The sequence below is a fragment of the Flavobacterium sp. C3NV genome, assembly GCF_046825355.2.
In the GTDB taxonomy this organism is placed as follows: domain Bacteria; phylum Bacteroidota; class Bacteroidia; order Flavobacteriales; family Flavobacteriaceae; genus Flavobacterium.
On the sequence record NZ_JBKQBJ020000006.1, the window covers coordinates 64,143 to 83,665 of the forward strand.

Consider the following 19,523-nt stretch of genomic DNA (forward strand, 5'->3'; position numbering starts at 1 on the left):
AACGCCGTTTGCCAATCAAATGTTATTTTAGAGAAAAAGGACTCAATTCAGCGAAATATTTAGTATTTAAAGAGAGAGCTTACTCTTCATCTAATTTCATGTTCCCACGATCTTCATGACTTTCAGGATTAGAATTAGGATAACGATTGGGTGTAATATCAGAATTTCGGTCTTTATTCTCTACCGTTTTTTTGGCCTCTTCATCTGATGACACTCCTCTATTGGCATTAGCACCTTTAGCTTTCCCATCATCCTTTACGTTAATATCTTCGTTTTCATTTCGCGCTCTGTCGACCACTTTTTTATCACCATCTTTATCGGCAACTACCTCTTTTTTAAGTTTTGGATCATCTGATTTTCCATCGTGAGAAATGTTTTTACCTTTGGCTTCATCTATATCTTTTTGTACTCCATTTATCTTTTTCGTTCCTAAGTTATTAGTTTCCATAATTTTGTATTTTAATGTTAGTCTTATAATATTACGAATTCTACAGCGGATTTCTAAACCCTTTAACATTGCATTTGGATTATTGCGTCAATATTTTAATTCCATCTCAAACAAAACTATCTTTGCAGTCTAAAAATACAGCATGCATCAACATTTTATTCTTTTTAAACCTTACGGCTATCTGAGTCAATTTATTTATGAATTAAAAAGAAAGAAAAAGCTTTTGGGGGAATTATACAATTTCCCCGAAGGCACAATGGCTATTGGCAGGCTTGACGAAGATTCTGAAGGATTGCTTTTATTGACAACTGACGGAAAAGTGAGCGAACAAATAAGAAGCAAAAAAGTCGATAAAGAATATTATGTTCAGGTTGACGGTATTATTACTTCGGAAGCGATTGAGGAATTGCAAAAAGGTGTAGAAATTGGTTTTGATGGCGGTAAATACAAAACGAAGCCCTGCTCTGCTTTTATCGTTACTGAAATTCCTGATTTTGGGCCAAGAGCAAAAAAAATAAGAGACGAACGCCATGGACCAACTTCTTGGGCATCGATAACAGTAAATGAAGGAAAGTTTCGCCAGGTTCGAAAAATGACAGCTGCTGTTGGTTTTCCTACTTTAAGACTGGTTCGTGTTCGTATAGGAAATGTATATTTGCAAGACTTAAAAGCCGGTGACGTTTTAGAAGTCTCCGATTTTAAATTAGATAATGTTAATTAGATAATGTGTCAATTAGATAATTATTAAAAACTCACAATTCATAACTCTTAACTCATAACTCATAACTCAAAAAAAATGCTAAACGTTGTTCTTGTAGAACCTGAAATACCAAATAATACTGGAAATATTGGACGATTGTGTGTGGGTACCGAAAGTAGATTACACTTAATTCATCCGTTTGGTTTTGTGATTAATGATAAAAACCTGAAACGTTCCGGTTTGGATTATTGGGTACATCTTGACGTTACCGAATACCAAAACATTGAAGAATGGATTCAGCAAATTCCGGATCAGTCACGTGTTTTCCTGATGAGCTCTCATGCCGAAAAGTCATATCTGGAAACTGATTTTCAGGATGGAGACTGGTTGGTTTTTGGAAAAGAAAGTGTTGGATTAAGCCAGGAAGTTTTAGCCCGTTTTGAAAATCATTTAACGATCCCGATGTCGAAATTAATCCGAAGTTTTAATATCGCGAATTCTGTCGCTTTTGTAGTTGGAGAAGCTAAGAGACAAATTGGGTTGAAGATTTAAAATGAGATCAATCATTGATAAAAATAATCCCGGCAACTCAGAAGAAACTCTGATTTACATTTCGAAAATAAATATTGTATGGAAGATATGTATGTTGATTGCTACTGTGATTGTTATCATCTGTAATTCAGAATGCAAAGAAGTAGTACTAATTCTTTTAGCATTCGGTATTTTTCTATTGCAAATTTATTTTTTAGTTAAATCTATAAAGAGAATCAATGAAATTCAATTTAGAATTAATTCTAAGGGAATTAAATATAAAGATCTCCCTTTAGTTCCCTGGAATAATATCGAAAACGAAAGGGCCGTAACCGAATATACAAGTGATGATAATAGTAATAACTATTTTATTTACCATATCATCGATTCAGGAAAGGTGATGCGATTTAATCTTAGAAAATTCAATATTAGCAAGGGAGAACTTCAACTAGCACTTAATAGACAGAAAAATAGTTTTAATACAGAAAATAATATTTTATAAAACTGAAATCTTTTAACGATCCTAATGTCGAAATTAATCAGAAGTTTTAATATAGCTGATTCGGTGGCTTTTGTGATTGGTGAGGCGAAGAGACAAACTTGGAATAAAACTTTAAAATGAGACCTTTAATAGACGCAAATAATCTAAGTTATTCTAAAGAAATATTAATTTACTACACAAGAACAAATATTCTTTTGAGGATATTGCTTTTAATAGGACTTGTTGCGGCTGCAATATATTTTCTAAATCAGGACCAATCTCTTGTATCACTTATACTATCAGGTATTTTTCTATTTCAAATTCCTTATCTAATTAAAGAAATAAAGAGAATTGATGAAATTCAATTTAGAATTAATTCTAAAGGAATTCAGTATAGAAATTTAATTATGGTTCCCTGGAGTAATATTGAAAACGAAAGAGTCGTTACTGAACATAAAAACGAAAAAGATACCCGTTATTATTTCGTTTATTATATTATTGATTCAGGTCAGGTAATGAAATTTGATCTTGCCGATTTAAGCACTGACATCAATGAATTAACAATTACGCTTACCATACAAAGAAATAGATTTAAGAAAGAAAATAATATTTTATAATCTTCCTTTTCAAAATAGAGCAAAGTTTTAAATTAATTTAAAGTTTTGGTCAAAAGCTCCAGCGGAGCGTAATATTTATAGCTAGAGCATTGACCCTCAACTAAATCTACAGCGGAGCGATATCTGAAATATTCCTTTTAAACAGATAAATATTTCACCCCTCTGGCGTTCTACCTAAAATGTGATAACTTTTTCTATAAATATAACTTCCCGCTGGGCAATGTCATCAAGTTAAGCTTTTAGAAAATAAAATTATTGCAAATCAAATCCGTTTTTATCCGTGTTTTACGAAGTAAATCTGTTTTATCCGCGTCAAAATTAAGACACTGATTTCACTGATTCGCTTATGAATAATCCTAAGTAATCACAAACTTCCCTTTTTCGGCATCAAAAATAATATGTTCATCTTTGAACAACGTTGCAAAACTTCCGTTTGAAATTAAATTACAAGGTTCGTCCTGAACAATTAATTCTGGTGTCATAATAATCATTTCGTCACTTAACTGAATTGCCAGATCGATATCATGAGTCGAAAACAAAATACATTTTTGAGTTTCCTGTGTTAGTTTTTTCAGCAATTTAAACAACGAAACTTTATGCAATAAATCAAGATGTGTTGTGGGTTCGTCCAGAATAATAAGCGGGGTATCTTGTGCCAAAGCTCTTGCAATTAGTACTTTTTGTAATTGTCCGTCGCTAATTTCGAAATGTTTTTTTTGAGCCAAATGTTCGATTTGTGTCAGTTCTAATGCTTCCTGAACTTTCTCGATATCTGTTTGGGTTAAAGTGCCAATCCAGTTGGTGTATGGCTGACGGCCTAATGCCACTAATTCGAAAACAGAAAGATTACTTGGCGGTAATTTCTCGGTTAATACCAAACTTAGATTTTGGGCTAAATCAAGAGGTTTGTAACTGTTTATATTTTTATCGTTCAGAAAAACAGTTCCTGATAGTGGTTCCTGAATTCCTGTAATCGTACGTAATAAAGTCGATTTCCCAATTCCGTTTGCTCCTATTAATGAAATGAGTTTTCCTGAAGTTAAATTCAAATTCAGATTCTCGGCAATAACCACAGTTGCTTTCTTGGACTTATAGCCAATGCTTAAATTTGAAGTTTCTAAAATAGTCCTCATACTGCTTATTTTTTAAACACATAGAAACATAGGTTTCTTGTCTTATAAAAAAGGAAATTAAAATTTACTCGTAAATTAAACATAGCTGCAACCTTAATATTTTGGAAGCAATCTGAAATATTCATTCACAAAAGTTTTTTGACCTTCTTTAAAAATATTAAAACAATTAAAATTAATTATAATTCCTTTTGGTGCTTTTAAAAGTTTCATATAAGTCAAAAGTTGAGCTTGATGTACTGCATTTATTTCTGAAACTGTTTTCAATTCCACTACCAAACAATTTTCAACAAATAAATCACATCTGAAATCTGCAATTAACTCTTTCTCTTTATATATTATCGGTACTTTCATCTCTGTGAAAAAATTTAATTTTCTTTGTGAGAGTTCCTCTTTCAAACATTGGTGATAAACATTTTCAAGCAATCCTTTTCCAATTATTTTATGGACTTCAATAGAAGCTCCTAAAACTTCGTACGTTAATTCATCTAAGTATTTTTGAGTAATCATTAATTTTTTAATTGAAATAAAAACTATGTTTCTATGTGTTTAAAAAACCAAGATACTATTTTATTGTAAGTTTTTACTGAAAATTTCTTTTTCTCATTAATAAATATACAACAACAGGTGCACCAATTATCGATGTTATGGCATTAATAGGCAATGTTGTGTCTAATCCCGGTAATTGGGATGCCATGTCACAAAACAGCATGATGATGCCGCCGTAAAAAAATGTGCTCCAATACAAAACGGCGTGATTACTGGTTTGAAATGTTAGTTTTGCAATGTGCGGAACTGCTAAACCTATAAACGCTATTGGGCCTGCAAATGCGGTAACACTTCCGGCCAAAATACTTGTGGCGAATATGATAATGAGTCTTGCTTCTTTATAATTCAATCCCATGCTTTTAGCATAATTTTCGCCAAGAAGCAGTGCATTTAGCGGTTTGATGCTGCTGGCACTTAAAAGCAATCCAAAACCAACACAAACTGCCAGGATAGAAATAGATGTCCACGAAAGATTTCCGAGGCTTCCTAACGACCAAAAAGTAAATTTCTGCAATTGTTCGGCTGAACTAAAATAAGTTAATACCCCAACGATAGCGCTTGTAAAACTACCAAACATAAGCCCTACAATTAAAATTGCCATTGTGTTTCGTAAACGTTGTGCTACTAACAAAACCAGCATTAAAACCAGGATACTTCCTAATGTTGAGGCGAACACGATTCCGTATGGTGATAATAAAATTACGTTTAAAAATGATGGTAAAAACCCTGCTCCTAAAATCACAATGGCTACGGCTAGTATTGCTCCGGAACTTAATCCTAAAACATCCGGACCTGCCAACGGATTCCTGAATAAGGTTTGCATTAAAAGTCCGCTTATAGACAGACCTACACCAACTAACATTGCCGTAATTGCTTTTGGCAAACGATAATTGATAATGATATATTCCCAGGTCGATTTACTGGCCTGACCGCCTGTTAAACTTGTATATACTTCTTTGAACGGAATGGTAATAGAACCCAAACTTATGTCCATAAAAAACATGAATAAAAGTGCTAAACCAAGTACCGAAAACAGGATTATATTTCGCTTTTTATTGATCAATACGCTTAGTTTAATTTTGATGCAAAAGTAAATTCGTAGCTTGGCAATAAATCAGGATGAAATATTTTGATATAATCTTTCAATACTAAATCCGGGCGGCTTGGAGCCAATTCATAATAAACAGTTCCTCCGGTTGCTCCGTATTTACCTTCGAATGTATAAACATTTTTATTTTTAAACGCATCAAACTGACTGTAATGCGGATTCGTTTTTTCTATTTCGGCTAAAGTTTTAAACGATCCTGAAGCTATCCAGAAATTGGCAGTTTTGGCTTTTACCAATATTTTTTCAAAAGATAAACCTTCGCTTCCCGTTCCTTTTAAGTCTGCCCATAAATAATTGGCATGAGCGTCTGCCATAAATTGTGCTACCCAGCTATTTCCTTTGGCTACATACCAAACATCTTCGTACATAGAACCGTATAAAACAGTTGAAGTGGCAGGTTTATCAGCCACTAACTTTTGGGCCTGATCGTAACTCAAAACAATTTTATCAAATAATTCTTTGGCTTTGTCTTCTTTACCGAATAAAGCTCCGTACAGTTTGATCCATTCTGCTTTTCCTAGTGGAGACTGCTCCATCCAGTCGGCCTGAATTAAAACACTTAAACCACTTTTTTTCAAATTATCCAGCGCCGGATTGTTGTTGTCTACACCAAAAGTTACAATCAAATCCGGAGACAATTCGATTAATTGCTCGATATTTAATTTTTCGTTTTCACCTACATTTTTAACTGATCCTTTATCGATTAAAGCTCTGGTTTTCTCAGATGAAACATAATCAGTATGCGGAAAACCTACCAGTTTATCTTCTACTTCTAACATTTCAAGAAACGGAATATTGGTTGTTGAGGTTACTACAACAGATTCTAAAGGCACCTTTATTGTGGTATATTTTTGTAAACTGTCCGGAACCTTAGCTTCTTTCTCTTTTAGAACATAAGTAAATTTTGCATTGGCATTTGGCCAAGGCTCTGTTACGGTTACAACTGAATATCCTTCGTGTTTTACAATAGAAAGTCCGGATGCGTACTCAATACTGTTTTTTGCATTGACAGCTTTTGCAACGGTTTCAGTCTCATTTTTTTTACATCCAACAAGAAGAAAAAGAGGTAGAATAAAAATCAATTTCGGAAATAAATGTTTCATATATAAGTTATCTTATTTTAAGGAATAGTTTTTGATTTCTGGATTTTCACATCAAATTTAAATCATCACCATTTCATAATTTACGTTTTGATAGTGACAAAGGTAACGCAATTTCTATTTTTTTTTATTTATCTTTATTCTTACAAAATGCAACAAATACCACATTTAACCTATGAATAGCATAAAAACAAAAGTTTGCTCTAGCTGCGAATCTTCTTTTACTTGTGGGGATACTTCAGCCGAAAACAAATGTTGGTGCAATGATTTCCCTCCTATTTTTAATCTTTCTGACGGCGGCGATTGCCTCTGCCCTGTTTGTTTTAAAGAAGCTTGCGAAGACAAAATTGATGCTTATGTAGAAACAATGACACCTCAAAAAGCGCTTATAAACAAAGCAACAGCTTTACCCAAACAAGAGAAATTAATTGAAGGAATCGATTATTATATCGAAAATGGCAATTATGTTTTTAAAACGTGGTTTCATCTAAAAAGAGGTTCTTGCTGCGGAAACGACTGTAGACATTGTCCTTATTAGTTTTGAGTTATTAATTATGAGTTTTGAGTTATAAGTTGTGAGTGCATTATTAATTTGCAACATTGACTAAACTATTAATATTTGAAACAAGTAAACTCTCAAAACCTAATTTCAAGATCTAATCTTAACATCTAACTCATAATTCATTACTCATAACTCAAAACTCATAATTCAAAACTCATAATTCACAACTCATAACTCACAACTCATAACTCATAACTCAAAAAATGATTTACTTAATTACCGGAGGCGAACGATCAGGAAAAAGCAGTTATGCCCAAAACCTGGCTTTACAACTTACAGATTCACCAATTTATGTAGCAACGGCCAGAAAATGGGATGCAGATTTCCAGAACAGAATCGACCGTCATCAACAGGAACGTGATGAACGATGGACAAATATTGAGGAGGAAAAGTATTTAAGTAAAATTGATTTTACCCAAAAAGTAGTGCTTATAGATTGTGTGACACTTTGGCTAACCAACTTTTTTACAGACCATCAATACGATGTAAATTTAAGTCTGGAAGAAGCTAAAAAAGAGTTTCTTTCGATCGCCAATCAAAAAAATGCTACACTGATTATTGTGACCAACGAAATTGGAATGGGCGTTCATGCCGAAACTCATATTGGCAGAAAATTTACCGAATTGCAAGGCTGGATGAATCAGTTTCTGGCTTCGAATGCTGATGAGGTGGTTTTGATGGTTTCAGGAATTCCGGTTAAGATTAAGGAGTCAAATTCCAAAACTGGATAAGGAAATTCCAAAATTTAAAATTCCAAATTCCAACCTTATACTTTATCTTTACTTAAATCTTTAAATTTTCAAACTGCAATTTGATTTTTGCAATTGATATTGTCATTGACATTGAATTGGAATTTGGAATTTAAAAATTGTAATTTAAAGAATTTATGAGCTACTTAGATGATATTTTAAAATCGCGTCGCGATACCCGACATTTTACTGCTGATGAAGTTCCTGATGAAGTGATTGAGAAAGCTTTACAAGCCGGACATTGGGCGCCATCTGTTGGATTGACCGATGCTACACGTTATTTTATAATTAAGTCTGATGAAGTTAAAACGGCTGTAAAAAATCTGTTTTTAGATTATAATAAAAAGGCTGAGGAACTTACCGATAATCCGGAACAAAAAGAGCATTACAAATCGTTGAAGCTTGAAGCAATCGAAGAAGCGCCAATTGGACTTATTATTGCGTATGATCGATCGGTTCTAAATCAGTTCACGATTGGGACTGTGGGTAGTAACGAAGCGGTAAAATTTAGTTCGGTTTGTGCGGCACAAAATATCTGGCTTTCGCTTACGGAACAAGGTTACGGCATGGGTTGGGTTTCGATTTTAGATTATTATCAATTTAAAAAGATTCTTGATTTACCTGAAAACATAGAGCCTTTGGGTTATTTCTGTATTGGAAAACCGGCAACGAATTACGACAATCAACCGATGTTACAACAATTGCATTGGAAACAAAAATCTGAAGCTCCGGTTTGTATCGAAATTAAAAACGTTACTAAAAATTCTATTGTAGATTTTAATCTAAAAGTTAAAAAATCGGCTGAACCAAAACCTGATTTCGGTATACTTTTACAGGAAAAAATAGATTCTAAAACCAAACCTATTGGGTCTTTAGGAACTCTTGAAAAACTGGCTTTTCAGATGGCAATGGTTTTTGAAACTCTGAATCCGAAAATAACAAATCCCAATATAATAGTTTTTGCAGCTGATCACGGCATTGCAAATCATGGCGTGAGTGCTTATCCGCAAGATGTTACCCGACAAATGGTGGGTAATTTTCTGGAAGGCGGTGCAGCAATAAATGTATTTTGTAATCAAAATGATATTCGGTTATCGATTGTAGATGCAGGGGTAAATTATGATTTTCCCACCAATGCGAATTTGATTCATGCCAAAATTGCCAAAGGAACACAGTCGTTTTTACACATTCCTGCCATGAGCGAAATCGAATTGCAATTGTGTTTCGAGAAAGGAAAATCGATCGTTGAAGACATTGCTAAAACTGGTTCTAACTGTATTGGCTTTGGCGAAATGGGAATTGGAAATACTTCTACCGCTTCTGTTTTAATGAGTCTTTTAACGGGTTTACCTATCGAAGATTGTGTTGGAAAAGGAACAGGAGTTGAAGATGAAAAATTAATTGAAAAACAAAACATTCTAAAAAGCGCCATTGAAAATTATTCCGGTCAAGCCGAATTAAAACAACAGCTCGCCTATTTTGGAGGTTTTGAAATTATACAAATCGCCAGCGGAATGTTGACTGCCTTCGAGAACAAAATGCTGATTTTGGTTGATGGTTTTATTTGCAGCGTTGCCTTTTTGATTGCTGTTAAAATTAATCCTGACATTAAAAATAATGCCGTTTTCTGTCATTGTTCTGCCGAGAAAGCGCATCAAAAGCTTCTTGATTATTTAGATGCAAAACCTATTTTAAATCTGGATTTGCGCTTGGGAGAAGGAACAGGTTGTGCAATTGCTTTCCCTGTTTTAAAATCAGCTGAAACTTTTTTGAATGATATGGCAAGTTTTGAAAGTGCGGGCATTAGTAGGAAATGAAAAAGTCGCAGTTTTCAGTTTCAGTTTTCAGTCTTAACCTTAAATTTATAATCACCTTTTTTTAAATGAAAAAAGAACTACAAATTTTTTTTACCTCTTTAATGTTTTACACCAGAATTCCGTGTCCGAAAAACATTGACCATCATCCTGATTATTTAAACAAGGCGACTCGTTATTTTCCTTTAATTGGCTGGATTGTGGGAAGCATTTCTTTTCTGGCTTTCTATCTTTTTTCTCTTTTTCTTTCTGTAGAAACTGCGGTGATTTTCGCCCTAATTATTTCTGTCCTTACCACGGGAGCTTTTCATGAAGATGGTTTTGCAGATGTTTGTGATGGTTTTGGCGGAGGCTGGACCAAAGAAAAAATCCTGATCATTATGAAAGACAGTGCTATTGGTGCTTATGGAGCAATTGGTTTGGTTTTACTTTTTTTATTGAAATTCAAATTGCTTTCAGAATCTGTTTCACTTTTTAAAGGAGATAGTTCTATAGCCCTTTTTCAGGTTTTTATTTTATTTGTTTCGGCTCATGCTTTAAGTCGTTTGGCAGCTATCTCTATTATTTTTACACATGAATATTCCAGAGACGATGCTTCGAGTAAAAGTAAACCTATTGCTAAAAACCATTCCTGGAAAGAAGTTTTTGGTTCGTTTTTCTTCGGATTGCTTCCTCTTTTCGTTTTCTCCTATTTTCAATATAAATTCCTTTTGGCATTAATACCGGTTTTTATAATGCGATTTTTTCTAGCACGTTATTTCCAGAAATGGATTGATGGTTATACGGGAGATTGCCTTGGTGCAACACAACAGGTTTGCGAGGTTGTTTATTATTTAAGTATTCTTTTGATATGGAAGTTTATCTAGTTCGTCACACTGAAACGATTTGCGAAAAAGGAGTTTGCTACGGACAATCGGATGTGGGTTTAGCAGAACCCTTTGAGTCTGTTTTTGAAAATATTGTTTCGCAATTACCTCCTGAAGCAATAATTTTTTCCAGTCCATTGAAACGTTGTGTGATATTAGCCGAATACATTCAAAGTAACATTAAAGCAATTTCATTTGAAAAAGAAGATCGTTTGATGGAAATGAATTTTGGCGATTGGGAAATGAAAAACTGGAATGAAATTTCGCCGGAGCAGCTTAATCCCTGGATGGAAGACTTTGTAAATATTAGCGTTTCCAATGGCGAATCGTTTATAGCATTACACGAACGAGTTGGTGATTTTTTATCTCAAATTTCAAAAGAAATAAGAAAACCTATCATTATTGTAGCGCACGCTGGAGTAATTCGTAGCATTTTATGTCATCATACTTCCTTGCCGCTAAAAGATGCTTTTAATAACAAAGTAGATTTTGGTGAGGTAATAAAAATAGCACTTTAAATACGTTTTGTTTAGAATTTATTCTTAATAGTGAAACAAATTAGAAAATTCGACATTTTTAACTTTATCTTTGCAAATAATTAAGGTTGTGTTATTTCGAAACACATTAAAAGGGAATCAAGTAATAATCAAATCTTGAGCTGTACCCGCAACTGTAAGCTTAGTTCTAAAAAGAACGATTGTTGTTAACTACAAACCACTGCTCGCCCCCGCGAACGGGAAGGTAAACAACAAGACGCAAGCCAGGAGACCTGCCTATGTAACCAATATCGAGCTCTCGGGAAAAAGAGTTTAGAAATTATGACATTGAAAAAACTTTTTGCTTTTTGTTTATTGTTCTTGTGCCAGATTATTGTAGCGCAGAGAGATACTATTAATAACTTAAAAGAAGTTATTGTATCTGATGTTAATCTTAAAAAGTACTCCGCCTCACAATCGGTTCTGGTATTGAATGATTCGGTTATCAATAAAAATGCATCTTCTTTAACATCCCTTTTAAATTATAATACTGTCATTTATTTTAAGGAAAACGGTCTTGGTATGACATCCGGACCTTCTTTTAGAGGAACGACTGCGGCACAAACTGCTGTTATCTGGAATGGAATAAATATTAATTCACAATTTTTAGGTCAGACGGATTTCAATACCGTTGGAACAAGAGATTTTAATTCTATAGCTGTCAAAGCTGGTGGAGGAAGCGTTTTATACGGAAGCAGTGCAATCGGCGGAAGCATTCACCTTAATAATGATTTGAGATTTAAAAATGAATTTTCGAATCAGGTATTTTTTAGCTTGGGAAGTTACAATACTTTAAGCGCCAACTATCGCATTAATGCATCTTCTGATAAATATAGTCTACAGGTAAATATTTCCAGAAATAGCTCTGATAATGATTTTAAGTATCCCGGCACAACAGATCAGAGAAACATAAATGGTGAATATTATAATACCAGCATGAACACCACTTTTGGGTATAAAATAAATGCTAAAAACACCATAAAAGCATACAGCCAGTTTTATGATGCAGAACGTCATTTTTCGTTAATTACACCCTCAGAAAGCAAAACAAAATACAACGATTTTAATACCCGAAATTTATTAGAATGGGAAATTTTATTCAATCGTTTTACTTCAAAATTGAAAGTGGCGCATATTGGGGAATCTTATAAATATTTTAGCAATATAGATTCTGAACTATTTACATATGGTAAAGTTGAAACTTCTATCATAAAATATGATTTGGCTTTTGATGTAAATGATAAAATCAAACTAAACGCTATTGTCGATTACAGCCGTAATAAAGGATATGGTTCGAGTATCGATAATGCAAAAAGAGAAGTTGGTTCGGCTAGTTTATTGTTAAGTCATTTGGTGACTGACAAATGGGATTATAATGCCAGCATACGTCAGGAAGTAACCGATAATTTTGGAAATCCATTCCTGTTTTCTTTTGGAACACGTTATCAATTCACTGATTTTTATCGTGTGAAATTTAACGCCTCAAAAAATTTCAGAATGCCCACATACAATGATTTGTTTTGGGAAGGAAGCGGTAATCCTGATCTAAGACCTGAAACTTCTTATCAGGCAGAAATTGGCAATGAATTTTTTACAAAGAATTTTTCTGTTTCTCTAACCACCTATTATAATTCCATCAAAGACTTATTACGCTGGGTTCCAACTGAGGGAAGCGGCGGCGCGTGGTCACCTGAAAACACAGATAAAGTGAGAGCTTATGGTGCCGAAATACTAGTAGAATGGAGACCAAAAATAGGAAACAACCATTTTACGGTTAACGGAACTTACGCTTATACGGTTTCTGAAAGTAAACAATTAATAAAAGGAGAATCTGTTTACAAGCAATTGATTTATGTTCCTTACCACAAACTAACAGGATCTGTTTCTTATAATTGGAAAAAAGTATCTTCTTATTTTCAATATTTATACAACGGAGATGCTTACACAACGCCTTTTAACAATCCTGCAAGTAAAGTAAAAGATTACAACATTGGAAATATTGGTATTGATTACGATTTTGGAAAAAAGAACAGTTATAAACTTGGAATACAGGCTTTAAATATCTGGAATGAAAATTACCAACCCGTTGCCAGCAGACAAATGCCGGGAAGAAATTATACAATATACATAAACCTTAATTTTTAAATACAATGAAAAGATTTAACAAACTATTCTTAACTGTCATACTAAGCTCGGCATTTTTTGTGTCATGTAGCAGTGATAATGATGATACTACACCGGAACCTCGTGGAAATTACGAAGGCGGATTATTTATTGCAAATGAAGGTCAATTTCTTAAATCGAATGGAAATGTATCTTATCTATCAGATGATTTAAAAATTGAAAATAATGTTTTTTCTTTATTAAATCCTGAAAAAACAACAAATGACATTATTCAATGCATTGGTTTTAATGGAGATTTCGCTTATCTGGTTGTAAATAATTCTAATAAAATTGAAGTAGTAAACAGATATACTTTTAAGAGCGTTGCTACTATTACTGCAAGTATCAAAAATCCTAGATATATCGCTTTTGCAAATGGAAAAGGATATGTTACAAACTGGGGAGTAGGAGAAGATGCTAATGATGATTATGTAGGGATTCTTGACCTTGCTACAAACACGATAACATCTAAAATTCCTGTAGTTGAAGGACCTGAAAAAATAATTGAAAACGGTGGTAAACTTTATGTGACTCACAAAGGAGGTTATAACTTCGGAAATTCATTAACTGTAATTAATTCTGCAACTAACTCAGTGGTAACTAACTTTGTAGTAGGTGATATGCCGTCAGCATTGGTAAAAGATAATGGAAGCTTGTATATTTTATGTGAAGGATATCCTAACTACGCTCCTACCCAAACAGCTGGTAAATTAGTAAAGGTTAATTTAAGCAGTAATACTGTTACCTCGACTCTTAGTTTTGAAGGTATAACACATCCTGGATTTTTAGATATCGAAAACGATAAATTATATTACACTATTGACAGTAATATTTACTCTCTTTCTACAAGCGCTACAGCTTTACCAGCTGCCCCAGTTTTCAAGGCTACAGAGGTTACTTCACTTTATGGTTTAGCAGTAAAAAACAGCAAAATATATGTTGCAGACAGAGTAAATGGTGTAGATAATGGAGATATTTATATCTATTCTCTAACAGGAAAACTTGCTAATGATTTTAGCGTAGGTGTTAATCCAAACGGATTTTACTTTAACAACTAAATCTTAGAATAGAATTAGTTTATTATTTTGGATAAAACAAGGCTTTCATTTCTGAAAGCCTTGTTTATGTTTATTATTTTAGTGATTTTAAAAGTCCTTCCGGTGCATCTTTTACATACATCTGATTTCTTACACCATCCATTGCTTTGGTATCTGTAAAATTCTTTAGAGCTATACCTTTATCCAGTTGCGCTTTTTTACCCGTTGCGCCTGTAATTTGCGAAATAGCAATACTTAATAACGGTTCTGAAGTATCACCTAAAACACCCAGATTAGTAATACGTTCCAGTTGCTCATAAGTTGGTTTTAAACCATCTGTATACTCTCCAAAATCAGCAGCATTTACTATTTTCAGCACCAAAGGCTGCATGGCATATTTATGATTTAGATTTCTATTTGCTTTTCCAAAAGTTGGAGAATCATATAAAGTAACAGAGCCAACGTTTTTACCCACTGTTGTTTCTCCTATCTGAACTACTGAAATATAAGGCACCAAACCATTTATCACTAATTCACTCGCAGAAGCAGTACCAGTGGTAGTTAGAATATAGACTTTAGATAAATTTAAGCTGCTTATTGCTGCTCCGTCTACTTTATCTACAAAACGATTATTTAGAAATTCCGGATTATCAATTTCAAAAGCTGCATTTATCTTAGCATTCCACTTTTCTTTAGCAAAAATCTTATCCGTAAACTGACCTGTAATCATACTTGCCAAACGCGTTGCAGTTTGTATAGAACCACCACCATTATATCGTAAATCCAATACAAGATCTGTAATTCCCTGCGATTTCAATTCGGCAAAAGCAGCATTTAGCTGTGCATCGTAATTCGCATAAAAACCATTATACATTAAATAACCTATTTTATGACTTCCGGAAGTAATCACCTTATTGATAAAAATAGGATTTTCATCTAAAGTTGTTTTCACTAACGAAATTGTTTTTCCGTTAGGCTCAAAACTAGTACCATTAAAATCAGCCATATTTAGTGTATAACTATCGCCAGCCAAAAGAGATTGATAGTTTGAAACTGTAAGTTGAGTTCCGTTTATTGCTGTAAAAAGATCACCACGTTTGATTCCTTTTGCTGAAGCATCAGAATTAGGAATAATATAACGTACATAACCCACTAAATCAGTTGTACTATTTGGTTTATAACTTAATCTAAGATCTACACCATTATTTTTTGTAGTTCCCTGAAGTTCCTGTTCTAAAACAGTATAATCAGAAACAATCCAGCTAAAGCGATCAATTGCCTGACCTTTTGGGAACTTGCTAATAGGTTTATTCAATAAAGCCTGAAATAAATCTTCCGGTTGAGAATACCCTCGTAAAAAAGAATTTAACGCTTCCTGATTATTATTAAAACGATCATCGGCTAAATTAGGCACATCGGCTTGCCACAAATAGTATTGATTTAGCCCTTTCCAAATGAAATCTTTCACCTGCAAATCAGCCGGAGCGGCAACATCGTCCTGATCCTCACAAGATTGCAAAGAATAGGCAAGCAAAAATAATAACAGTACGCTCTTTAAAATTGTTTTCATATAGTAGGTATCTATGTAGTATTAACGTAAAAATAGTATCTTTAGTTTTAACATTAATTATTTTTAATGTATTTTTTTTATTAAAATTTACATCTGCCCTGTAACAAAAATAATAGTGCCTCGTCTTGACTATATAAGCTAACGAATAACCAACCAATTTTATGAATCAGAATGTGTTTATAGAATTAATAAATCCTTTTAAAGACAAAGTTTTTCGTCTGGCAAAAAGATTATTAACCAGTACAGAAGAGGCCGAAGATGCTACGCAGGAAGTGATAGTTAAATTATGGAATAAAAAAGAAAATTTAGACAACTATAATAGTGTCGAGGCATTAGCGATGACAATGACAAAAAATTATTGTCTGGATCAGTTAAAATCGAAAAGAGCCGGAAATCTTCAAATTGTACATAATAACTATACCGACCGGGAGCCTCAGCTGGATAAAAAATTAGAGGACTCGAATAGCTTAGAATGGGTAGAGAAAATTATAAGTCAGTTGCCCGAACAATTACAAATATTAATTCAGTTACGCGATGTTGAACAATATGAATTTGATGAAATTGCGAAAATTGTCAACATGAATGAAACGGCTATTCGGGTAGCACTTTCGAGAGCGAGAAAAAAAATTAGAGAATCAATGGTTAACACACACAGTTATGGAATTCAATAAAATAGAAGATATATTAGAAAAATACTTTCAGGGAGAAACCAGTATTGCCGAAGAAAATCAATTAAAAGAATACTTTTCTTCATCAAATGTTGCGCAGCATTTAGAGCAATACAAACCTATGTTTGGTTATTTCTCTCAGGTAAAAGAACAAAAATCGACGCAGGAAATACCACTAAAAACTAAAAAACGAAATGTGGCGTGGTTATCGATTGCGGCTTCGGTTGTTGTTTTACTAGGAGTTGGAACCTATTTTTATGTAAGCGAAAAAAATGCAGCTCCGGCTGTGGCGCAAACAGAACTAGGAACCTATGATGATCCGGAAGAAGCATTAGCAGCAACGCAAAAAGCTTTGGCCTTATTATCAAGCAATGTTAATGTAGGTATCGAAAGTGTACAATACATTAATGAATATGAACAATCAAAAAATAAAATTTTTAAACAATAAAACATCAATCAAAATGAAAAATTTCATCATAACACTAGTTTTCGCATTCGTTACCACTACTTTTTATGCACAGGGCGCATTTGACAAATTTGATGGTCAGGACGATGTAACCTCTGTAATTGTAAACAAAAAAATGTTTGATTTAATGAGTAAAGTAAAAGCTGATCCCTCTGATAAAGAGACACAACAATACATTAATCTCATTAAAAAATTAGACAACTTAAAAGTGTTTACTACTAAAAATCCTAAAATTGAAGCCGACATGAAAGCCTCTGCTGACAAATATATAAAAACGGCAGGATTAGAAGAATTAATGCGAATTAATGATGGCGGCAGAAATGTTAAAATATCTGTAAAATCAGGAGCTTCAGATTCTCAAATAAGAGAATTATTAATGTACGTTGATGGTGCTAAAAACGACGAAACTGTTTTATTATCATTAACAGGTAATTTTGATATCAACGAAATTTCAGTTCTTACAGATAAGATGAAACTTCCGGGTGGTGCTGATCTAAAAAAAGCCTCTAAAAGCAAAAAATAAGATGAAAACCAACATTTTTACCTCAGCCCTTTTAGTATTACTGACTTTAGTAAGTTGTAATTCTGATCCTTCATTGCAGAAATATTTTGTAGAAAATACAGACAACAAAAATTTTATTGCTCTTGATGTTTCGCCGAGTATTTTAAACGTAGAGAAAACAAAACTATCTGCAGAACAGACCGAGGCTCTAAAATCATTTGACAAGATGAACATTCTGGCTTTTAAAGCGAATGCTACCAATCAGGTTCAGTTTGAGGCAGAAAGAGCCAAAGTCAAAGCAATTCTAAAAGACCCAAAATACCAGCAATTGATGAGTTTTGGTTCTGGTAAAGATGGAGCATCAATAAGTTATGTAGGTTCTGATGACAATATCAAAGAGTTTGTCGTTTTTGCTAACAGAAAAGAAAACGGTTTTGCAGTAGTTCGCGTATTAGGCGAAAACATGAACCCGAATAATATCATGACTTTAATGTCGGTTCTAAAAGAATCCAAAATCGACATGGAACAATTGAAGCCTTTGCAACAATTGATTAAATAATACATCTATCTTACTTTAAACGAGAAAGCTCCATAATTGTGGAGCTTTTTTTTATACATTTTTGAAAGATTATACTGTGTAATTTTTATTTGTTTTTATGCTAATCTGAACTGAATTTAATTATATTTGCGCCTAACCAAAACACGAATTAAAAAAAACATGGTACAAAAAACTTCGGTCGCTTTTATCGCGGCATCTTGGGTAGCTCTTGGAGCTGGAACAGTTGGATTTATAGTTGGGCTTGCAAGAGCCGAAATGTTATTAAATGAAAAAGGATATTATTTCACCGTTCTAATGTTCGGTTTATTTGGTGTAGTATCATTACAAAAAAGTGTTAGAGACAGACTTGAGAATCTTCCTGTAACAAATATCTATTATGGAATTTGTTGGTTTGGTACATTATTATCCATTGCTTTATTAACTATCGGATTAATAAATGCGACTATTTTACCAAGCGAAAAAGGGTTCTACGCATTTGCATTTTTGTTAGCATTGTTTGGTGCAATTTCAGTGCAAAAAAACACAAGGGATAATATGGCTCTTACACAGAGCGAAAACACCAACAGATAATATAAAGCAAACAGGAATAACTTCCGCATTAAAATAAACTAAAGCTCCAATTATGGAGCTTTTTTATTACAAAATATTATAATTCAAAATTTAATATTAACAAAAATTAATCTACATTTATCCCTTAATTAACATCTAAAAATCATTGATGAAAACTACTTTAAAAACCCTATTACTATTTTTAATTCTTGTATTAAACAGCTGCTCAAGCGATAATAGCAGCGAAGAAAATCCGGAAAATCCTACTGTACCAACTTCAAAATTTGCAATGACAGCAAAAATCGATGGTAAATTATGGGAAGTCAACAACCCATTTAACTCAAATTTTGCTACCAAACCTTTATTTACTTATTATCCGGAATCAGAATATATTCAGTTAGTGGGAAGAAAAGGATTAGAAGAAATTAGACTTTACATTAAAAGAAGCGATCTTAAAATAGGCAGCTATAGTATTACCAAAAGCATATATGATGCCTCAAAAACACAGATTGAAGTTTCTATGGCTTTGAGCAAAGAAAATATGCAGGAGGTAATTGAAGGAAATATATCAATAACTTCGATTGACTTAAGTGCAAAAACCCTTGCAGGTACATTTTCATTTAGTTGCGTTGAAGACGACTCAAAACCAGTAAGCACTTCAAACCCTATTACAACAAAAGTAACAGATGGTACTTTTAATTTTAAATATGATTTTGCTTATTAAGAATGAAGATTGAATGTTGTAAAAACTATACCTGATCTCTTTTTAAAGAATCAGCATACTATAAAACTAAAAAAGCTCCAATTTTCATTGGAGC

The 19,523-nt window shown here is 33.3% G+C and carries 23 protein-coding genes and 1 riboswitch; of the genes, 17 read left to right on the forward strand and 6 right to left on the reverse strand.

The genetic code is table 11. The features are described from left to right. Window positions 1-79: 79 nt before the first annotated feature. Window positions 80-448, reverse strand: a complete 369-nt coding sequence (locus tag ACIDC4_RS10445) for a hypothetical protein (protein ID WP_412044448.1) — start codon at window positions 446-448, stop codon at window positions 80-82. Window positions 449-590: 142 nt separating this feature from the next. Here ACIDC4_RS10445 and ACIDC4_RS10450 point away from each other — a divergent pair, with 142 nt between their 5' ends. The 4 genes from ACIDC4_RS10450 to ACIDC4_RS10465 all read left to right on the forward strand — a co-directional run bounded on the left by ACIDC4_RS10450 (window position 591) and on the right by ACIDC4_RS10465 (window position 2,777). After that, on the forward strand, window positions 591-1,169 hold the full coding sequence (locus ACIDC4_RS10450) for a pseudouridine synthase (protein WP_412044447.1): 579 nt from the start codon (window positions 591-593) through the stop codon (window positions 1,167-1,169). A gap of 75 nt (window positions 1,170-1,244) precedes the next feature. Next, window positions 1,245-1,700 carry a tRNA (cytidine(34)-2'-O)-methyltransferase gene (locus tag ACIDC4_RS10455; protein WP_412044446.1) on the forward strand — a complete coding sequence of 152 codons (456 nt, stop codon included), beginning with the start codon at window positions 1,245-1,247 and terminating at the stop codon, window positions 1,698-1,700. Between the two features lies 1 nt (window position 1,701). Further along, the gene (locus ACIDC4_RS10460; RefSeq protein ID WP_412044445.1) at window positions 1,702-2,181 is read left to right on the forward strand and encodes a hypothetical protein; all 480 of its coding nucleotides are present in this window, start codon (window positions 1,702-1,704) and stop codon (window positions 2,179-2,181) included. Between the two features lie 116 nt (window positions 2,182-2,297). Next, window positions 2,298-2,777, forward strand: coding sequence for a hypothetical protein (locus ACIDC4_RS10465; RefSeq protein WP_412044444.1), 480 nt, complete (start codon window positions 2,298-2,300; stop codon window positions 2,775-2,777). Window positions 2,778-3,133: 356 nt separating this feature from the next. On the opposite strand, the gene ACIDC4_RS10470 is transcribed toward ACIDC4_RS10465, so the two are convergent. The 4 genes from ACIDC4_RS10470 to ACIDC4_RS10485 all read right to left on the reverse strand — a co-directional run bounded on the left by ACIDC4_RS10470 (window position 3,134) and on the right by ACIDC4_RS10485 (window position 6,667). Further along, the gene (locus ACIDC4_RS10470) at window positions 3,134-3,910 is read right to left on the reverse strand and encodes an ABC transporter ATP-binding protein (protein WP_412044443.1); all 777 of its coding nucleotides are present in this window, start codon (window positions 3,908-3,910) and stop codon (window positions 3,134-3,136) included. Between the two features lie 93 nt (window positions 3,911-4,003). After that, entirely contained in the window at window positions 4,004-4,417 is a 414-nt protein-coding gene (locus tag ACIDC4_RS10475; protein ID WP_412044442.1) for a GxxExxY protein, read from the reverse strand. A 73-nt stretch (window positions 4,418-4,490) separates the two neighbouring features. Then, window positions 4,491-5,519, reverse strand: a complete 1,029-nt coding sequence (locus ACIDC4_RS10480) for an iron chelate uptake ABC transporter family permease subunit (protein WP_488381137.1) — start codon at window positions 5,517-5,519, stop codon at window positions 4,491-4,493. A 5-nt stretch (window positions 5,520-5,524) separates the two neighbouring features. Continuing rightward, on the reverse strand, window positions 5,525-6,667 hold the full coding sequence (locus ACIDC4_RS10485; protein ID WP_412044441.1) for an ABC transporter substrate-binding protein: 1,143 nt from the start codon (window positions 6,665-6,667) through the stop codon (window positions 5,525-5,527). 172 nt (window positions 6,668-6,839) lie between these two features. Between ACIDC4_RS10485 and ACIDC4_RS10490 the strand changes: the two genes are divergently transcribed. From ACIDC4_RS10490 to ACIDC4_RS10520, 7 genes are all read left to right on the forward strand, one after another. Continuing rightward, window positions 6,840-7,202 carry a C1orf53 family protein gene (locus ACIDC4_RS10490; protein ID WP_412044440.1) on the forward strand — a complete coding sequence of 121 codons (363 nt, stop codon included), beginning with the start codon at window positions 6,840-6,842 and terminating at the stop codon, window positions 7,200-7,202. A gap of 227 nt (window positions 7,203-7,429) precedes the next feature. Continuing rightward, window positions 7,430-7,957 carry a bifunctional adenosylcobinamide kinase/adenosylcobinamide-phosphate guanylyltransferase gene (gene cobU / locus ACIDC4_RS10495; protein ID WP_412044439.1) on the forward strand — a complete coding sequence of 176 codons (528 nt, stop codon included), beginning with the start codon at window positions 7,430-7,432 and terminating at the stop codon, window positions 7,955-7,957. A 155-nt stretch (window positions 7,958-8,112) separates the two neighbouring features. Beyond that, complete coding sequence (gene cobT, locus ACIDC4_RS10500; RefSeq protein WP_412044438.1) at window positions 8,113-9,792, forward strand: nicotinate-nucleotide--dimethylbenzimidazole phosphoribosyltransferase; 1,680 nt, start codon at window positions 8,113-8,115, stop codon at window positions 9,790-9,792. A gap of 65 nt (window positions 9,793-9,857) precedes the next feature. Beyond that, entirely contained in the window at window positions 9,858-10,655 is a 798-nt protein-coding gene (locus ACIDC4_RS10505; RefSeq protein ID WP_412044437.1) for an adenosylcobinamide-GDP ribazoletransferase, read from the forward strand. Further along, window positions 10,640-11,173 carry an alpha-ribazole phosphatase gene (cobC, locus tag ACIDC4_RS10510; protein ID WP_412044436.1) on the forward strand — a complete coding sequence of 178 codons (534 nt, stop codon included), beginning with the start codon at window positions 10,640-10,642 and terminating at the stop codon, window positions 11,171-11,173. The genes ACIDC4_RS10505 and cobC overlap by 16 nt, the downstream gene beginning before the upstream one ends. A 66-nt stretch (window positions 11,174-11,239) precedes the next feature. Continuing rightward, a riboswitch (cobalamin riboswitch) is annotated at window positions 11,240-11,446 on the forward strand. A 27-nt stretch (window positions 11,447-11,473) separates the two neighbouring features. Next, window positions 11,474-13,336, forward strand: a complete 1,863-nt coding sequence (locus ACIDC4_RS10515; RefSeq protein ID WP_412044435.1) for a TonB-dependent receptor plug domain-containing protein — start codon at window positions 11,474-11,476, stop codon at window positions 13,334-13,336. Between the two features lie 5 nt (window positions 13,337-13,341). Continuing rightward, complete coding sequence (locus tag ACIDC4_RS10520) at window positions 13,342-14,412, forward strand: YncE family protein (protein ID WP_412044434.1); 1,071 nt, start codon at window positions 13,342-13,344, stop codon at window positions 14,410-14,412. 73 nt (window positions 14,413-14,485) lie between these two features. Here ACIDC4_RS10520 and ACIDC4_RS10525 read toward each other — a convergent pair whose 3' ends face one another. Beyond that, window positions 14,486-15,961, reverse strand: a complete 1,476-nt coding sequence (locus tag ACIDC4_RS10525) for a S41 family peptidase (protein WP_412044433.1) — start codon at window positions 15,959-15,961, stop codon at window positions 14,486-14,488. A 161-nt stretch (window positions 15,962-16,122) separates the two neighbouring features. Here ACIDC4_RS10525 and ACIDC4_RS10530 point away from each other — a divergent pair, with 161 nt between their 5' ends. The 6 genes from ACIDC4_RS10530 to ACIDC4_RS10555 all read left to right on the forward strand — a co-directional run bounded on the left by ACIDC4_RS10530 (window position 16,123) and on the right by ACIDC4_RS10555 (window position 19,429). Then, on the forward strand, window positions 16,123-16,632 hold the full coding sequence (locus ACIDC4_RS10530; RefSeq protein ID WP_412044432.1) for an RNA polymerase sigma factor: 510 nt from the start codon (window positions 16,123-16,125) through the stop codon (window positions 16,630-16,632). Further along, complete coding sequence (locus ACIDC4_RS10535) at window positions 16,619-17,077, forward strand: hypothetical protein (RefSeq protein WP_412044431.1); 459 nt, start codon at window positions 16,619-16,621, stop codon at window positions 17,075-17,077. Before ACIDC4_RS10530 ends, ACIDC4_RS10535 begins: the two co-directional genes overlap by 14 nt. A 13-nt stretch (window positions 17,078-17,090) precedes the next feature. Further along, a complete protein-coding gene (locus ACIDC4_RS10540) occupies window positions 17,091-17,618 on the forward strand; it encodes a DUF4252 domain-containing protein (protein ID WP_412044430.1) in 528 nt (175 codons plus the stop codon). Between the two features lies 1 nt (window position 17,619). Continuing rightward, the gene (locus tag ACIDC4_RS10545; protein ID WP_412044429.1) at window positions 17,620-18,156 is read left to right on the forward strand and encodes a DUF4252 domain-containing protein; all 537 of its coding nucleotides are present in this window, start codon (window positions 17,620-17,622) and stop codon (window positions 18,154-18,156) included. Window positions 18,157-18,315: 159 nt separating this feature from the next. Then, window positions 18,316-18,726, forward strand: a complete 411-nt coding sequence (yiaA, locus tag ACIDC4_RS10550) for an inner membrane protein YiaA (RefSeq protein ID WP_412044428.1) — start codon at window positions 18,316-18,318, stop codon at window positions 18,724-18,726. 148 nt (window positions 18,727-18,874) lie between these two features. After that, complete coding sequence (locus ACIDC4_RS10555) at window positions 18,875-19,429, forward strand: Riean_0653 family protein (RefSeq protein WP_412044427.1); 555 nt, start codon at window positions 18,875-18,877, stop codon at window positions 19,427-19,429. Window positions 19,430-19,523: the final 94 nt, after the last annotated feature.

Bases quoted from the DNA above. Each gene is read 5' to 3' on its own strand.
- ACIDC4_RS10535 (WP_412044431.1), top strand. From the start codon at position 16,619: ATGGAATTCAATAAAATAGAAGATATATTAGAAAAATACTTTCAGGGA.
- ACIDC4_RS10490 (WP_412044440.1), top strand. From the start codon at position 6,840: ATGAATAGCATAAAAACAAAAGTTTGCTCTAGCTGCGAATCTTCTTTT.
- ACIDC4_RS10520 (WP_412044434.1), top strand. From the start codon at position 13,342: ATGAAAAGATTTAACAAACTATTCTTAACTGTCATACTAAGCTCGGCA.
- ACIDC4_RS10485 (WP_412044441.1), bottom strand. From the start codon at position 6,667: ATGAAACATTTATTTCCGAAATTGATTTTTATTCTACCTCTTTTTCTT.
- ACIDC4_RS10525 (WP_412044433.1), bottom strand. From the start codon at position 15,961: ATGAAAACAATTTTAAAGAGCGTACTGTTATTATTTTTGCTTGCCTAT.
- cobU (WP_412044439.1), top strand. From the start codon at position 7,430: ATGATTTACTTAATTACCGGAGGCGAACGATCAGGAAAAAGCAGTTAT.
- ACIDC4_RS10450 (WP_412044447.1), top strand. From the start codon at position 591: ATGCATCAACATTTTATTCTTTTTAAACCTTACGGCTATCTGAGTCAA.
- ACIDC4_RS10540 (WP_412044430.1), top strand. From the start codon at position 17,091: ATGAAAAATTTCATCATAACACTAGTTTTCGCATTCGTTACCACTACT.
- ACIDC4_RS10455 (WP_412044446.1), top strand. From the start codon at position 1,245: ATGCTAAACGTTGTTCTTGTAGAACCTGAAATACCAAATAATACTGGA.
- ACIDC4_RS10515 (WP_412044435.1), top strand. From the start codon at position 11,474: ATGACATTGAAAAAACTTTTTGCTTTTTGTTTATTGTTCTTGTGCCAG.
- ACIDC4_RS10545 (WP_412044429.1), top strand. From the start codon at position 17,620: ATGAAAACCAACATTTTTACCTCAGCCCTTTTAGTATTACTGACTTTA.
- ACIDC4_RS10460 (WP_412044445.1), top strand. From the start codon at position 1,702: ATGAGATCAATCATTGATAAAAATAATCCCGGCAACTCAGAAGAAACT.
- ACIDC4_RS10475 (WP_412044442.1), bottom strand. From the start codon at position 4,417: ATGATTACTCAAAAATACTTAGATGAATTAACGTACGAAGTTTTAGGA.
- ACIDC4_RS10445 (WP_412044448.1), bottom strand. From the start codon at position 448: ATGGAAACTAATAACTTAGGAACGAAAAAGATAAATGGAGTACAAAAA.
- yiaA (WP_412044428.1), top strand. From the start codon at position 18,316: ATGGTACAAAAAACTTCGGTCGCTTTTATCGCGGCATCTTGGGTAGCT.
- cobC (WP_412044436.1), top strand. From the start codon at position 10,640: ATGGAAGTTTATCTAGTTCGTCACACTGAAACGATTTGCGAAAAAGGA.
- cobT (WP_412044438.1), top strand. From the start codon at position 8,113: ATGAGCTACTTAGATGATATTTTAAAATCGCGTCGCGATACCCGACAT.
- ACIDC4_RS10465 (WP_412044444.1), top strand. From the start codon at position 2,298: ATGAGACCTTTAATAGACGCAAATAATCTAAGTTATTCTAAAGAAATA.
- ACIDC4_RS10530 (WP_412044432.1), top strand. From the start codon at position 16,123: ATGAATCAGAATGTGTTTATAGAATTAATAAATCCTTTTAAAGACAAA.
- ACIDC4_RS10470 (WP_412044443.1), bottom strand. From the start codon at position 3,910: ATGAGGACTATTTTAGAAACTTCAAATTTAAGCATTGGCTATAAGTCC.
- ACIDC4_RS10505 (WP_412044437.1), top strand. From the start codon at position 9,858: ATGAAAAAAGAACTACAAATTTTTTTTACCTCTTTAATGTTTTACACC.
- ACIDC4_RS10555 (WP_412044427.1), top strand. From the start codon at position 18,875: ATGAAAACTACTTTAAAAACCCTATTACTATTTTTAATTCTTGTATTA.